Source organism: Tenacibaculum caenipelagi, assembly GCF_004363005.1.
Taxonomy (GTDB): domain Bacteria; phylum Bacteroidota; class Bacteroidia; order Flavobacteriales; family Flavobacteriaceae; genus Polaribacter; species Polaribacter caenipelagi.
Map to the genome: position 1 here is coordinate 409,025 of NZ_SNYH01000002.1, position 14,687 is coordinate 423,711.

Sequence of the window (14,687 nt, forward strand, 5' to 3'; positions counted from 1 at the left end):
TATGCTATTTATTTTAAATCAAATCCAATATCTCTTCGATAATTCATTTTATCAAAGGTTATTTTATCAATGCTCTTGTAAGATTTTTCTAAAGCTTTTTCAATAGAATCTCCAAAAGAAGTAATTGCCATTACACGTCCGCCACTAGTAACTACTTTACCGTCTTTTAAAGTGGTTCCTGCATGAAAAACAATCGAATCTTCTACTGTTTCAAAACCTGTAATTTCTTTTCCTTTTTCGTAATCTTCAGGGTATCCACCAGAAACTAACATAACTGTTGTTGCTGTTTGTGGAGTAACTTCGTACGACTTTTCTCCCAAGGTTTGTGTAGCAACACCTTCAAATAACTCTACTAAGTCTGATTGAATACGAGGTAACACCACTTCTGTTTCAGGATCTCCCATACGAACGTTGTATTCAACCACTGATGGATTTCCGTTATCATTCATCAATCCGATGAAAATAAATCCTCTGTAATCAATTCCGTCTTTTTGTAAACCGTCAATTGTTGGTTTAACGATCAATTCTTCCACTTTCGTTAAAAAATCATCCGTAGCGAAAGGAACAGGAGAAATAGCACCCATACCGCCTGTATTTAACCCTGTATCGCCTTCTCCAATACGTTTGTAATCTTTAGCAGAAGGTAAAATTTTATAATTCTTTCCGTCTGTTAACACGAAAACAGATAATTCAATTCCTTTTAAAAATTCTTCAATAACGACTGTTGATGAAGCACTTCCAAATTTTTGATTGGAAAGCATCTCTTCTAGTTCAGTTTTCGCTTCTTCTAAATCATTTAAAATCAAAACTCCTTTTCCAGCAGCTAATCCGTCAGCTTTTAACACATACGGAGCATCTAATGTTTCTAAGAATTTTTTTCCTTCAGATAAGGTTTCAGTAGTAAAAGATTGATAGCGCGCTGTAGGAATGTTGTGCTTTTCCATAAACTGCTTCGAAAAATCTTTACTTCCTTCTAATAAAGCACCATCTTTTTTAGGTCCGATTACAGGAATGCTTTTTAACTCTTCATCTGCTAAGAAAAAGTCATGTACACCTTCTACTAAAGGAGCTTCAGGACCTACTACAACCATATTGATATTGTGTTGTAATACGGTTTCTTTTACCTGTGCAAAATCAGTTGGATTAATTGCAATGTTTTTAGCAATTGCATCAGTTCCTGCGTTACCAGGAGCCACAAAAAGATTGTTGATTTTAGTACTTTCTGAAAGTTTTTTAGCAAAGGCGTGTTCTCTACCGCCCGATCCTAAAATTAGAATATTCATTGTTGTGTGTTGTTGTATTGTGACTGCAAATATAAAATAAGAAAAAAGGCTATGAGCAAAACCAGTCTTTAAAATTGCATAAAAAACAAAAAAGACTTCTTTTTAAACTAAAAGAAGCCCTTTTCTATTTTTTGGTTGTCGCTCTACGACTAGAATATTTGTTCAAGTATTTTTTGTGTAATGGCGTAAGTTGGTGTTACTCCGCTCATTCCAAGTCCACCAGAAGCAAGCGTAGCACCTGTTTCTAGAGGGTTATCAGAAGCATAATACGCATAACGTACTTTTACATTTTCTGAAATGTTCCCTCTGATTCTTGAGGCTGATTGAATAGCTTTTTGGTAGTGTGCTCCTTCCATTTCTAATCCGATTACATTCCAAGTAGAATCGTGGAAGAATTTTAATAAGTCTTTATTTTGTAACGATGTTCCTAATACGGAAATCATAGCCCCATCAAAAACTTGAACACCAAAACCTTCTAAATCTTCTTTTGACAATTCATTTTTAAATGGATAATTATCAGCAGTTCCTTCAAAAATATGTGAAGAAGGAATCATGATATCACCTTTACCGCCTTCTAAAATACCTGCTTTACCCATAATTGAAATGGATTGCACATCTAAATGAATTTTTTTACCACCAGTTTTATAAGGCTTTAACAATTCATCCATAGTTTCAAAAGCTTGCTCACCAAAAGCATAATCCATTACAACGATGACAGGTTTTTCTCCAACCGAATTTACTTTGTTAAAAGAGTTGGTATCAAAATCAATTTTATCCGTGTCAATAACCTGTACGTTAATATTGGTTCCTGAAGTATCTTTAATATAAATCAATCCGTTTTCTGAAGCATAATTTTTAACGGCAGATTGCAAGGCACTACTATTAGCATTACTTAATACTTCAAAAAGTTGAAAATCTTTATGATTTTTAGCTTCTTTTGGTAAAGCATTTTGAGCATAGATACTATTCATTACACTATGCATATTTGCACTGATTATATGAATAGGACGTTCTATTAATCCGTTGTCTAACAATACTTTTTTAATGTTGTTAGCCCATATTTCTCCATAATAATGGTGTCCAATTTCTTCAATTAAAACAGAACTGAATTTAACAGAACGTTTTTGGTCGAATAAAGCTTCGTTAATAGCAAGTTTACCTAACCAGTATATTAAATGGAAAAATCTATTTGGATTTTCTTCTGTAGCAAATGTATTGTAGGCATCATACACTTCATCGTAGGTTCTTCCTAAAACATTACCAAGATGCACTACAATTACATCTTTTTCTTCGTCGGTAAGTGTTTTGTAATTAAGTACAATATCTTCTAATTGCAACCATTCACGAATAAAACTATCACCGCTATTTATAACGACACGGTCTTTAATTTTGTGCGATTCAATAAACAAAAATGTCAAGTGGGTAAGAATATCATAAATTTCAGAACGACCGCGTGTAATTTCAATATTCATTTGGTTTTTATCAATGCGATAACAATTCCTTCTTCTTTTAGGAGGAATTATAGCTTTGAATTTTGAATTACGATAACCTTCGTCAGCCGTTAAATAAATAAATTGACATTCTTCAATTCCTTCTGGTAAACGTTCAATAACGTATACCAATCCGTTTAATTCGGTTTTATCCTCTGCAATCGACCCATAAATTTCTGGTCGTAATGATAAGAGTGATTTACGTAATGTTTCTCCAGAAACCCCCATTGGTTTATAAAAACCACGACTAAATAAGTGTCGCATTGAAATGTATAAACGCTCAATGGCATTTGTAGATTCCTGGGCTCTTGTACGTTCTTTTTGGATAGGTTTTGACATATGTTTTTAAAGTGCAAATATACAAATTATGTTAAGGATGCTATTTGTTTAAAATACTGTTGTATTTTTTAGTATTGTTTAACAAAGCAGTAGCTTGTTGAATTGTTTTGTCATTTCTTAGCTGATGCTTGTACATTCCTTTACTATACACATAGCGTTTTACAATTTCATCTTCTATCATTTCAGATAAAATATCTTCATTAAGTGCAATTTTATCAACTTTCTCTTTTCTTAGTTTTTGTATGATAGTATTGTATTCTGTTCTAATGTTTTTGTTGTTAGAGGCTTCTTTAAAGGCATTTTTAAATAAACCTTCTTCTTTTGATACAAATGCAGTGTCTTTCTCTAACAAATAGGTTTTAAAGCTATTGAAGTTTGAAGAGGTAAACTGATAGTTTTCTGTATCTAAATTTTTGTTTTGATGTGTAAAATTTGTTACAAAATTAAAAACTGCTTTTGATCTTAGTAGTTCATCTGTTTCTTCTGTTTTCTTCGAAGAATTTATAGTAACATCAGGATTTATACCTCCGCCATCGTATACTTTTCTACCATTTTGAGTGGTAAATTCATTAAGTGTATTCTCAGAAAATCTAGGTACTCTTCCCGTTTTAGAATCTCTATTTGAATAATCCAATTCTTGAATACAACGCCCACTTGGAGTGTAGTATTTAGAAATAGTGATTTTCATTTGAGTTCCATAGTTTAAATCGAAATAACGTTGCACTAACCCTTTACCAAAAGAACGAGTTCCCATAATAACAGCACGATCATAATCTTGTAGTGCACCTGACACGATTTCAGAAGCAGAAGCAGATCGGTCATTGACTAAAATTACTATAGGAATTTCAATATCTAAAGGATCTCTATTGGTTTTATAGGTTCTGCTGTTTTTTTGAATTTTTCCACGAGTATCAACTACCTTTAGACCTTTTGGAATGAATAAATTGGTAATATTAACCGCATCGAATAGTGAACCACCGGGGTTATATCGTAAATCAAATACCAATTTTTTCATACCTTTTTCCTTAAGCTCTTTAAAAGCTTTGGTAACACTTTCGGTAGCTTTTTGACTGATAAATCGTGTTAACACAATATAACCTGTTTCTGCATCAATCATATCGTAGAAAGGAACTGGGTCTAAAACAACTTTATCTAATTTTAAATTGATGTTTAAAACAGTACCATTTCTATCAATTTTTAAAGATAGTTCCTTGCCTGGAACTCCTTTTAACATTTGTGAGAATTGATTTCTTTCAAAATTAGAGAGTTCTTGTCCGTTTACGTTGGTAATTACATCACCTGCCTTTAAACCAGCATTATCAGCTGAAAACCCTTGATAAACTTCAGAAATCACAATGCCTTTTTTTACATAAAAAGTAGAAATTCCTATGCCACCATACTCACCTTCGCGACGAATACGAGCATCTTCAACATCTTGTTCATTGAAAAAGTTGGTATAGGGATCTAAATTTTTGAGTGTGTTTTTTATTGCTTTGTCAGTTAAGTCACCAGGGTTAATTTCATCAACATAATTAATGTTTAATTCCTTAAAAAGATTATTGTAAATTTCAATTTGTTTGGCAATCTCAAAAAAACGAGATTGAAAAGAAAAGAAAAGAGAGATGATAATGAGGGAACCTAAAAAAAGTGTTGTTCTATTTTTCATCTTGAGTAATTTCTGTAATAAACTGTGTTAATAATTTCTTCATTTTATGCTCAATATCAGCATATTTCCATTCATCTCTTGCAAGATAAGAAATCATAAACACATATGGTTTATCTACAGCCTCATAAATTGTGTGTTTTTCTTTTCGGTAGGTTTCTCGTAACAAGCGTTTTATTCTGTTTCTATCAACTGCTCTTTTGAAATTTCGTTTGGGTACAGAAACTCCCACTTGTGCCGGAAATTTTGAAGTATGTTCGGTTTGTATATATACCATTCGAAGAGGGAAAACCTTAATCACTTTTCCTTCCTCATAAAGCCTTCCTATTAGCTTTTTGCTTTTTAACCGTTCCTCTTTTCCTAAAGTAAATCTCATTGGTACAAACATACGGAAACCCTAGATAAAAATCATTTTTTTAATTACATTTGGGAGAATTCTAAAACTCGATTAACTATGGATTTATTTCAAGCTCCAGATTATTACAATATTGATGATTTATTAAACGATGAACACAAGCTTGTAAGAGATGCTTCTAGAGAATGGGTAAAAAGAGAAGTTTCACCAATTATTGAAGAGTATGCACAACGTGCAGAGTTTCCGAAACAAATTATTGGTGGTTTAGCAGAAATAGGAGCTTTTGGCCCGTATATACCTGAAGAGTACGGAGGAGCAGGATTAGACCAAATTTCATATGGTTTAATTATGCAAGAAATAGAAAGAGGAGATTCTGGGGTACGTTCTACAGCATCTGTTCAATCTTCATTGGTGATGTATCCAATATATAAATACGGAAATGAAGAGCAGCGTAAAAAATACTTACCAAAATTAGCCTCTGGTGAATGGATAGGGTGTTTTGGTTTAACTGAGCCAAACCACGGAAGTAACCCTGGAGGAATGGAAACGAAGTTTAAAGATATGGGCGACCATTATTTATTGAACGGTGCTAAAATGTGGATTTCTAATGCGCCATTTGCTCAGGTAGCGGTGGTGTGGGCTAAAAATGAAGAAGGACGTGTTCACGGATTAATCGTTGAACGTGGTATGGAAGGGTTCTCAACTCCTGAAACACACAATAAATGGTCGTTAAGAGCTTCTGCAACAGGTGAATTGATTTTTGATAACGTTAAAGTTCCAAAAGAAAACTTATTACCAAATAAATCTGGTTTAGGGGCTCCATTAGGTTGTTTAGATTCTGCTCGTTATGGAATTGCATGGGGTGCTATTGGTGCTGCAATGGACTGCTATGATACGGCGTTACGTTATGCTAAAGAACGTACTCAATTTGGCAAACCTATAGGTCAGTTTCAGCTACAACAGAAGAAATTGGCAGAAATGATTACTGAAATAACTAAAGCACAATTATTAGCTTGGAGGCTAGGAGTATTACGTAATGAAGGTAGAGCAACATCGGCACAAATATCTATGGCAAAACGAAATAATGTAGATATGGCTATTAAAATTGCCAGAGAAGCACGTCAGATGTTAGGTGGTATGGGAATTACGGGAGAGTATTCAATAATGAGACATTCGATGAATCTAGAAAGTGTAATCACCTATGAAGGAACACATGACATTCATTTATTAATCACCGGATTAGATATTACTGGATTGAATGCATTTAAATAAAAAAAGAAGAAGAAGTACTCTAACGTTAAACCACTAACACATTATTACCGAGTACTTCTTCAATCAACTATTAAAACTAAATTTACCCATTATATGGGTTTGAAATATCCCAACACTTTCAAAAAATATTTTAAGTTTTTTAGTCTAAAATTTTGTGCGGTTACTTACCCTTTTTCTTGCCACTATTAACAAAAATTAAAAGCGCAGCTACCAAACCAATACAAACTAAACCGAAAATAACCATCATTATGGTTCCGTTTGTCCAAGACACTAAAGGGGGGTTTATTAATTGTACCATACGATTACTTATACTTTCATGTTTCAAATATACAGGCATAGTTTTGCTAAAAACATGATTTTTGTCAGGATTTTAATTTTGCAACTATATTTTTTCAGCCATTTATATCTACATTATATTAATTAGTAAAGCTGACTATTGATATAATGCTTAATAGTATATAAATAATACCTACAATACTATTCTGTATTTTTGACGAAATAATTTTTATATCTAGTAATTTTTTAAATCGATGAACGATATATACCATTATTCCTCCCCAACAGAGAGCAATAGTGATAAAAACAATTCCTAAAAAGAACATTTGTATAGCCTTATCTCCTTTTGAAACATTGATGAACTGTGGTAAAAAAGCGAGTAGAAAAATGAGTGTTTTGATATTGAAAACACTTAAAATCAAACCATCTACAAAAATATTTTTAGAAGTTACTTTTTCTTCTTTATTAGAGTTTGAGGTGTTTTTTAATGAATTCAATAGTTGTTGAACGCCTAAGTAAGCTAAATAAATTGCACCCCCATATTTTATTATAATAAAAAGGAAACTGTATTTAGTAATTAAAAAAGAGAACCCAAAAGTAATTGATAATACATGAAATAAGGTGCCTGTTTCAATAGCGAGAATGGAAAGAATACCTGTTTTAAAACCTTCTTGTGCTGTTCTTGTCATTATATAAATAAAAGCGGGACCAGGCATAATAACTAGCATAAGGGCGCTTAGTGCAAACCATAAAATATTTGAGAGTTCTGGAATATTTGTGTACATGTATAATAGGGTTTATAATATTGTCATCGACAAAATTATTCCCTTTTAAAAAGAGGACTCTTAATGTAGATTAAGAAAGCGGAGTTTTATTTTTTTTTACGTCTTAATACACTTAAAAACTCCGGAGTAATACCCAAAAAAGAGGCAATTTCTTTTTGTGAAATACGTTGTTCTAAATTTTTGTAATCCATTATAAAATCACCATATCTTTCTTCTGCTGAACAAGATAAACACTGATTAACACGCCTTTCTAGTTTGTAGATTAAATCGTATGAAACAGACCTAAAATAGCGATTAAACTTAAGAGATTCGTCCATGAGTATTTCCAAATTATTTTTTGAAATGGTAATGAACTCAGTATCTTCTAATGCCTTAATATCAAATATTGTTTTTTCTTTTTTCCATAAACTGTTCATGTCACCAACCCATTGCATTTCTGTAGCAAAAGAGAATACACGTTCTTTACCTTCGGTATTGATATAGTATTTTTTAAGACATCCTTTTGTGATGAAAAATAAGTGATTGCAAATATTACCAGAGGTTAGAACCATTTCATTTTTTTTCACCATATTAAATGCCATCATTGGAAGCATAAAGTCAATGTCTTCTGAGGTAATTGGGATAAAATTATTGATATGAAGCATTAACGGGTTTTTAGACATATTCGATAAAAAATTATTTTAAAGGTTAGTTTCGAATTTTTTATGAACTAATTAAGTAGTTATTATTTTACTCTTTTAGCAACGTTTCTAACCCATCAATACTAGTTTGATTTCTATCACTCCAATATTGTTCAATCCCTTCTTCGCCTTTTTCAGTAGCCCAATCATTTAATTGATTTCGTTCTCCTTGATACTCATAAAATGGAATCGACATTCCACATGAAGTTTGTACACTTTCTACTTCTACAATAAAGATTTGACGTGTACCAGGAAAATTAGGGAATAAATCAATATATTCTTTCCACTTGTTATTTGTAGGAAGTACTTCTTCTGCTTTTCCATATAAACGAAGAATATTAGGAGCACCTTCAAGAGCACAAAACATAATGGTTATTCGGTTGTTATCTAATAAATGTGCAGATGTTTCATTTCCACTACCTGTAACACTTAACCAAGCAACGGTATTTTCATTAATAACTCTAAAGGAATCCATTCCTTTAGGAGAAAGGTTAATTCTTCCATTTTTAGAAGCTGTAGCTACAAAAAAGAGCTTTTGAGCTTCTATAAATTTTTGAACTCGAGTTGTGATTTTATCGTAAAATTTTGCCATACATATTTGTTTTTAATCAATCCAGTCTTTAGTACGTTCAACGGCTTTTTGCCATTTTTTATATAATTTTTCTCTTTTTTCGTTTGTGAACGAAGGTATAAACGTTTTGTCTATTTTTCTTCTATTTACAATATCGTTTTGCTGCCATAAACCAACACAAATTCCTGCTAAATAGGCAGCACCCATGACGGTAGTTTCAATTTCTTCTGGGCGTTCTACATTTACATTTAATATATCTGCTTGAAATTGCATGAGTAAATTATTTATACAGGCACCACCATCAACTTTTAAAGAAGTAAGTGTTACAGAGCTATCTTTTTGCATTACATCTAAAATATCTTTAGTTTGATAGGCAAGTGATTGTAAAGTAGCTTTAATTAAATGATTTTTACCCGTATCACGTGTCAATCCAAAAATTGCTCCACGAGCATACATGTCCCAATAAGGAGCCCCTAAACCAGCGAAGGCAGGAACAACATACACAGGGTTTTCGTCGGTTACTTTTTCAGCAAAGAGTTCACTTTCTTCTGCATTGTTAATTATCTGTAATCCGTCTCGTAACCACTGAATGGCAGATCCAGCAACGAACACACTTCCTTCAAGAGCATAATAAACTTTGTTGTTAATTCCCCAGGCAATAGTAGAAATTAAACCATTTTCTGAATACTTTAAGTTTTCACCTGTGTTCATCAACATAAAGCAACCTGTTCCATAGGTGTTTTTAGCTTCTCCTATACTAAAACAAGCTTGTCCGAATAAAGCTGATTGTTGATCACCTGCAATTCCTGCAATAGGAATTGGAATACCACCCAGTTCATAATTTCCGAAATGAAAAGAAGAAGGTTTTACTTCAGGCAACATTGAAGTAGGGATTTGGAGTTCTTTTATTAAAGTTTCATCCCAACAGAGGTTTTTTATATCGTATAACATAGTACGAGAAGCGTTACTGTAATCGGTTGCATGAACCTTTCCTTTGGTTAAATTCCATAATAACCAAGTGTCAATAGTTCCAAATAACAAATTCCCTTTTTCAGCCTCTTCTTGGGCCCCTTGTACATGGTTTAATATCCAATGAATTTTGGTGGCAGAAAAATAACTATCAATAACCAATCCAGTAGTTTTACGAACATAGTTTTCGAGACCTGTTTCTTTGAGTTGTTCGCAAATATTTGCGGTACGTTTGTCTTGCCAAACAATAGCGTTATATATTGGTTTTCCAGTGCTTTTATTCCAAACAACCGTAGTTTCTCGTTGGTTGGTAATTCCTATGCCTGCAATCTCTGAAGGTGAGATTTTAGCTAGTGTAATAGCTTCTTGTAAAGTATTTAGTTGTGTTTGTAAAATTTCATTAGCATCGTGTTCTACCCATCCTGACTGTGGGAAAATTTGTTGAAATTCTTGTTGAGTTTTAGCAACTATCTTTTCTTCTTTGTTAAGAATTACTGTACGACAGCTAGTGGTTCCTTGATCTAAAGCAATGATATATTTATGAGTCATTTATACATAAAACGATTAAACGCCTAATTTACAACTTTAGTGATAGTAACAAAAAAACCTCCTAGATTTTCTAGAAGGTTTTACACGTTAAGTTCGGTTAGTAAACTTTTAGTTTCTTAAAGCGTATCCAGCTCCTTTACCGAATTCGGCTAAAACTGAAAATAAGGTGTTTAAACCTTTGCTTGTTTTACGTAATAGTAATTTCCCCATTTTTAAAAATTTTAATTAATTCCCTTTTAATTAATTGTTATTAAAGAATAACATTTCAAAAGTACACTGATAATCAAGGAATTAAAAAGGGATTACCGAAAAAACAAATGTTGTTTTCCGAAAAGGCATAAAAAAACCTTCTAGAAAGTCTAGAAGGTTATTTTTCCCCTTAAATGTCTTTTTTCAATTAATCTTGAAAAGAAGATATTACAAATATAGAGGCTAAGTTTGTTTATAAAAAGGGTATTTCCGTAATAAAAAGTGCGGATTTCTGCAAAAGCTAATTTTTCTCGTATAAATAAAAAAGACTTTTAGATTTCTAAAAGTCTTTTTATTTTTCTTCTTTTTCAAGATTCTTCCCAACAAGAATTGAATCATATTGCAAAGATAAATGTCATCTTTTGGGCTTGAAAAGGGATATCCGCAGAAAGAAAGGTGTGTTTCCGCAATGGGGTTAATCTATAATTCCTAACTCTTTTGCCTTAAGTACTAAATCGGTATTGTTATTAGCTTGTAAGTCAGTGCGTAGTTTAGAAAGTTTGCTTTCTATTGATCGTACTTTAAGTATTGAACCATCACTTTTTTTTACCAAACCTTCTAGGTTTGAAATTTTAGCATGTTTAGGAAGTTCTTTTAATATTTGAACCGCAACATCATCCATCTGAATTTCAACCAAAGCTCTTTTTAGAAGTTTTTGATGAATTTCATGAGTATAGTAAACCTCATCTTTCAGCATTTTCTGAATAGCAAAGGTTAACTCATCTACACTGCAGTTTCCTTTTAAAATATAGGCTGAAGGATTTAAATTATGAATTACATTAAAAACTCTATTGGTTTCTGAATGTCCTGTAATAACACCAATTTTAATCGGAATTGCTTCTTTTTGAATTGTTTTTATCAATGATTCTCCATCATCTAAAGTGACATTCCTGTTTTGATTGTCAAAGCTTAAATCGGTAAATACTATATGGAAAGGATTAGTATGTAAGCTCGATTTTATTTTTGAGAATGCTTCATCACAAGAATTAGCTGTTTCAATTTCTAAACCGTCTATCTTTTTTAAAAAAGACAAGATTCCTTCAATTATCAGTTGATGATCATCAACTAGGAGTATTTTTGTTTGTCCAGCCATTTAAGGGTATTTGAATACTGGTTTGTGTTCCTTTACCTTCCTCACTGCTAATAGTTAATGTTCCATTTAACTCTTCAACACGTTCTTGTAGGTTTTGTAAACCTATTCCTTTTTTGTTAATGTTGGTGTCAAAACCAATACCATTATCAGCAATACCCAAATGTACATATTTTTTGTGTACAAAAAAATCAATTGTTAAAGTACTAGCCTTGGCATATTTTTTACAGTTTTGTATGCTTTCACGAATACTTAAGTACAATAACCGTTTTATAGAGTTGTCTACTCTAGACCAGTCGTAGCTTTGTAACCCGTTAACTTTTATCTTAAAGCCAATCTCAAAATAGTCACTAACTAAATTGATGATTTGGTTTTTAAAAGAAACTTTATCAAAGCTTATACTACTTAATTGATGTGACAGATTACGAACATTTTCTTTAACGGTGTCTAATTTTTGAGCTTCTTCTACTAAATTTGAGTTTTGTAATTTTTGATACAACAAACGCAGGTCGCCAGCCACTTCATCGTGTAACGATTTGGCTATTTGCTGACGTTCGTGTTCACGTACTTGTATTTGTTGTAGTTGTGCTTGATACAATAATTTTCTTTTGCGTTGAAAATAAAACATAACACTAAAACCAAATAGTAAAAGGCCAACAGCAGCAGCTAGCCACCCTATCGTTTTTTGTTGTTTATGATAAAGTATTTCTGCTTGCTTTTGTTGATTTTCAGTTTTTAAAACTACATTTTCTTTTTCTTTTTTATCGGTTTCGTACCTAATTTTAGCAAATTGGTTTTTTAATTGACGTTCGTTTTGAAATAAGCTATCACTCAGAGTTATATACTCGTCTAAATACTGTTTAGACTGCTCACCACTGGTTAAATCTGAAAGGTTTTTCAAGGCTTCTAACCAACGTTTATTATTGTGGGTTTGTTTTGCATATTGTAAGGCTTTATTAGCATGAAATAAAGCTTTTTGATTTAGGTTTAGGTCTTTGTAATAATTAGATAAGTTGATATGAGTTGTACTCATACCACTATAATTATTGAGTTTTTTTCTAATTGATAAAACTTCATTATATTGTTGTAATACATCTTTTTTATTACCTAGCGAATAGTTACTAAAAGAAAAACCTTCTAACAATAAAGCATATTGGATAGGAAATTTTTCTTTGACATTACTTTGTGATAGGCCTTTCTTAAAATATGAGATGGCTTTTTGGTGTTTATTTTGTTTTTGATATAATACACCTATATTGTTTATAATGTATAGATAGCCTATATTATTTTTATTTAATTTATTATTTTCAACAGCCTTAACATAATAATGAAGAGCACCATTGTTCTGACCTAATTCCTCTGAAACTAACCCTAAGTTGTTATAAACACTTTCCAAATAAATAGTAGAGTTAATGGGGTCTAAGTATTGTAAGGCTTCTATAGAGCTAATTTCACTTCCTAAAAAATCTTTGGCTTCTCGTTGTAAATTAGCCAAACTTAACAAACGTCTTCCAATTGCTAAAGAATCATATATTTTTTTAGATACATCCTTGGATAAGTGGTAATAATAAAAAGCACTGTCATTGGAATAAGTAAGTTTCTTTTGTAATGCTTTAAAATGATAATATTTTGCCAGTAAAACAGAATCCTTAGTTTCTGTATATAAAGAATCAACTTGTGTGGTAATTGTTTTTAATAGAGGAAGTTTTTTGTCAAAGTAGGCTTGTCTTCCCTTTTCTATTAAAGAATCTCGTATAGAAAAATAGCTTTTGTTTTCTTGAGAAAAGATAAAAGATGAACAAAATAGAATAATATAAAAGAAACTTTTCATTACTATATATAAAGTAAAACCATCACTTTTCAAAAGTAATGGTTTTAACCTTAAGTTGTACATGATGTCAAATAACTATAAATTTAAAACCTACAAACACTATCATTTTACTTCTTTTTAATTCAATCATTATAAATAATACTTAGAGTAAAAAATAATTTCTACAAATTTAATTTTAGTAGTTAACAAGTTTGTTCTGATTTTTTAATCACCTCCTTGATTACCTCCATCACTACCACCAGTTCCTCCAGTGTCACTGCCTCCTTCAGTTAGATCATTATCTCCACCAGGGTTTAAATTCATTGTCATTTCTTTTAAGTACTTGTTTTCCATATTAACTAAGGTTTTTAATTAAACAACTTTTGGGGATGGGGGGGGTAATCAAGTGTCTAAAGTAGTAGGTTTTTACTGAAAAGTCAAAAAATTAACTATCTAATTTTAAAAAGGACTATAAATAATGATATCGTCATTGTGAGTGGAGCGTGGCAATCTTAAAGTTATAAGTTATCAATAAACAGATTATTTCGTCGCTATTGCTCCTCGTAATGACGTGTTGTAACTGTCGTTGCAAATGTAGCGAAGTGAAATGAAGTAATCTTTTTGTTAAGAGTGAGAGATAGTTACGTCGTTACCACTCCTCACTATGACGCTTTGAGTTATTGGAATGACGTTATTTTTTTATTTTAGTATATAAATCCCATAAAACCACACCACAACTAACCGATATATTTAAGGAGTGCTTAGTTCCTACCTGAGGAATTTCGATACACATATCAGAAGAAGAAACTACTTCTTGTTGTACACCTTTCACCTCGTTACCAAATACTACTGCATATTTTTGGTTAGTTTCTGGAGTAAAAGTATCTAACATAGTACTATTTTCAGCTTGCTCGATACTTAATACTTTTACATTTTCAGTTTGTAGTTTTTTTACCAAATCGATAGTGTTTTCAATATATTCCCAATCTACCGATTCAGTAGCACCTAAAGCAGTTTTGTGAATTTCTTTATTAGGCGGAGTTGCGGTAATACCACACAAATAAATTTTTTCAATTAAAAAAGCATCCGAAGTTCTAAAAACAGAACCTATATTATTCAAACTACGAATATTATCCAACACTACAATTATTGGGGTTTTGTTAGTTTGTTTAAATTCCTCAACTGTTTTTCTGCCTAATTCGCTGTTTTTTAATTTCCTCATAAATTGGTTTTCAGGTTCAAAAGTTTAAAGTTGTGGATAACTTGAAACAAAAGAAACTCTAAACTTTTATATCTTCGCAAAACT

Annotated in this window: 13 protein-coding genes; 1 reads left to right on the forward strand and 12 read right to left on the reverse strand. The window is 31.8% G+C overall.

What is annotated here, in order from left to right; translation table 11 throughout:
• Positions 1–8: 8 nt before the first annotated feature.
• From purD to rnpA, 4 genes are all read right to left on the reverse strand, one after another.
• The gene (gene purD, locus DFQ07_RS05345) at positions 9–1,283 is read right to left on the reverse strand and encodes a phosphoribosylamine--glycine ligase (protein ID WP_133535241.1); all 1,275 of its coding nucleotides are present in this window, start codon (positions 1,281–1,283) and stop codon (positions 9–11) included.
• A 149-nt stretch (positions 1,284–1,432) separates the two neighbouring features.
• Positions 1,433–3,112, reverse strand: coding sequence for a DUF6909 family protein (locus tag DFQ07_RS05350; protein ID WP_133535242.1), 1,680 nt, complete (start codon positions 3,110–3,112; stop codon positions 1,433–1,435).
• 40 nt (positions 3,113–3,152) lie between these two features.
• On the reverse strand, positions 3,153–4,778 hold the full coding sequence (locus DFQ07_RS05355) for a S41 family peptidase (RefSeq protein WP_133535243.1): 1,626 nt from the start codon (positions 4,776–4,778) through the stop codon (positions 3,153–3,155).
• Positions 4,768–5,151 (reverse strand): ribonuclease P protein component, encoded by a 384-nt coding sequence (rnpA, locus tag DFQ07_RS05360; protein ID WP_133535244.1) that lies wholly within the window; start codon positions 5,149–5,151, stop codon positions 4,768–4,770. Before rnpA ends, DFQ07_RS05355 begins: the two co-directional genes overlap by 11 nt.
• A 78-nt stretch (positions 5,152–5,229) precedes the next feature.
• Between rnpA and DFQ07_RS05365 the strand changes: the two genes are divergently transcribed.
• Positions 5,230–6,402: an acyl-CoA dehydrogenase family protein gene (locus DFQ07_RS05365; protein ID WP_133535245.1), complete on the forward strand. Its 1,173-nt coding sequence runs from the start codon at positions 5,230–5,232 to the stop codon at positions 6,400–6,402.
• A gap of 416 nt (positions 6,403–6,818) precedes the next feature.
• Here DFQ07_RS05365 and DFQ07_RS05370 read toward each other — a convergent pair whose 3' ends face one another.
• From DFQ07_RS05370 to DFQ07_RS05400, 8 genes are all read right to left on the reverse strand, one after another.
• Positions 6,819–7,463: a LysE family translocator gene (locus DFQ07_RS05370; RefSeq protein ID WP_133535246.1), complete on the reverse strand. Its 645-nt coding sequence runs from the start codon at positions 7,461–7,463 to the stop codon at positions 6,819–6,821.
• Positions 7,464–7,549: 86 nt separating this feature from the next.
• Positions 7,550–8,107 carry a Crp/Fnr family transcriptional regulator gene (locus DFQ07_RS05375; protein WP_166627725.1) on the reverse strand — a complete coding sequence of 186 codons (558 nt, stop codon included), beginning with the start codon at positions 8,105–8,107 and terminating at the stop codon, positions 7,550–7,552.
• Between the two features lie 85 nt (positions 8,108–8,192).
• On the reverse strand, positions 8,193–8,735 hold the full coding sequence (locus DFQ07_RS05380) for a pyridoxamine 5'-phosphate oxidase family protein (protein ID WP_133535248.1): 543 nt from the start codon (positions 8,733–8,735) through the stop codon (positions 8,193–8,195).
• 12 nt (positions 8,736–8,747) lie between these two features.
• Positions 8,748–10,232 carry a glycerol kinase GlpK gene (gene glpK / locus DFQ07_RS05385; protein WP_133535249.1) on the reverse strand — a complete coding sequence of 495 codons (1,485 nt, stop codon included), beginning with the start codon at positions 10,230–10,232 and terminating at the stop codon, positions 8,748–8,750.
• Positions 10,233–10,896: 664 nt separating this feature from the next.
• Positions 10,897–11,574: a response regulator transcription factor gene (locus DFQ07_RS05390; protein ID WP_133535250.1), complete on the reverse strand. Its 678-nt coding sequence runs from the start codon at positions 11,572–11,574 to the stop codon at positions 10,897–10,899.
• A complete protein-coding gene (locus DFQ07_RS05395) occupies positions 11,543–13,402 on the reverse strand; it encodes a tetratricopeptide repeat-containing sensor histidine kinase (protein WP_166627726.1) in 1,860 nt (619 codons plus the stop codon). The genes DFQ07_RS05390 and DFQ07_RS05395 overlap by 32 nt, the downstream gene beginning before the upstream one ends.
• A 204-nt stretch (positions 13,403–13,606) precedes the next feature.
• A complete protein-coding gene (locus tag DFQ07_RS15820) occupies positions 13,607–13,735 on the reverse strand; it encodes a hypothetical protein (RefSeq protein WP_262708952.1) in 129 nt (42 codons plus the stop codon).
• Positions 13,736–14,072: 337 nt separating this feature from the next.
• Entirely contained in the window at positions 14,073–14,603 is a 531-nt protein-coding gene (locus DFQ07_RS05400) for an RNA methyltransferase (protein WP_133535252.1), read from the reverse strand.
• Between the last annotated feature and the right edge of the window lie 84 nt (positions 14,604–14,687).

Excerpts from the sequence above, each read along its gene's own strand:
- purD (WP_133535241.1), bottom strand. The coding sequence starts at position 1,283 with ATGAATATTCTAATTTTAGGATCGGGCGGTAGAGAACACGCCTTTGCT.
- DFQ07_RS05375 (WP_166627725.1), bottom strand. The coding sequence starts at position 8,107 with ATGCTTCATATCAATAATTTTATCCCAATTACCTCAGAAGACATTGAC.
- rnpA (WP_133535244.1), bottom strand. The coding sequence starts at position 5,151 with ATGAGATTTACTTTAGGAAAAGAGGAACGGTTAAAAAGCAAAAAGCTA.
- DFQ07_RS05390 (WP_133535250.1), bottom strand. The coding sequence starts at position 11,574 with ATGGCTGGACAAACAAAAATACTCCTAGTTGATGATCATCAACTGATA.
- glpK (WP_133535249.1), bottom strand. The coding sequence starts at position 10,232 with ATGACTCATAAATATATCATTGCTTTAGATCAAGGAACCACTAGCTGT.
- DFQ07_RS05380 (WP_133535248.1), bottom strand. The coding sequence starts at position 8,735 with ATGGCAAAATTTTACGATAAAATCACAACTCGAGTTCAAAAATTTATA.
- DFQ07_RS05395 (WP_166627726.1), bottom strand. The coding sequence starts at position 13,402 with ATGAAAAGTTTCTTTTATATTATTCTATTTTGTTCATCTTTTATCTTT.
- DFQ07_RS15820 (WP_262708952.1), bottom strand. The coding sequence starts at position 13,735 with ATGGAAAACAAGTACTTAAAAGAAATGACAATGAATTTAAACCCTGGT.
- DFQ07_RS05370 (WP_133535246.1), bottom strand. The coding sequence starts at position 7,463 with ATGTACACAAATATTCCAGAACTCTCAAATATTTTATGGTTTGCACTA.
- DFQ07_RS05365 (WP_133535245.1), top strand. The coding sequence starts at position 5,230 with ATGGATTTATTTCAAGCTCCAGATTATTACAATATTGATGATTTATTA.
- DFQ07_RS05350 (WP_133535242.1), bottom strand. The coding sequence starts at position 3,112 with ATGTCAAAACCTATCCAAAAAGAACGTACAAGAGCCCAGGAATCTACA.
- DFQ07_RS05400 (WP_133535252.1), bottom strand. The coding sequence starts at position 14,603 with ATGAGGAAATTAAAAAACAGCGAATTAGGCAGAAAAACAGTTGAGGAA.
- DFQ07_RS05355 (WP_133535243.1), bottom strand. The coding sequence starts at position 4,778 with ATGAAAAATAGAACAACACTTTTTTTAGGTTCCCTCATTATCATCTCT.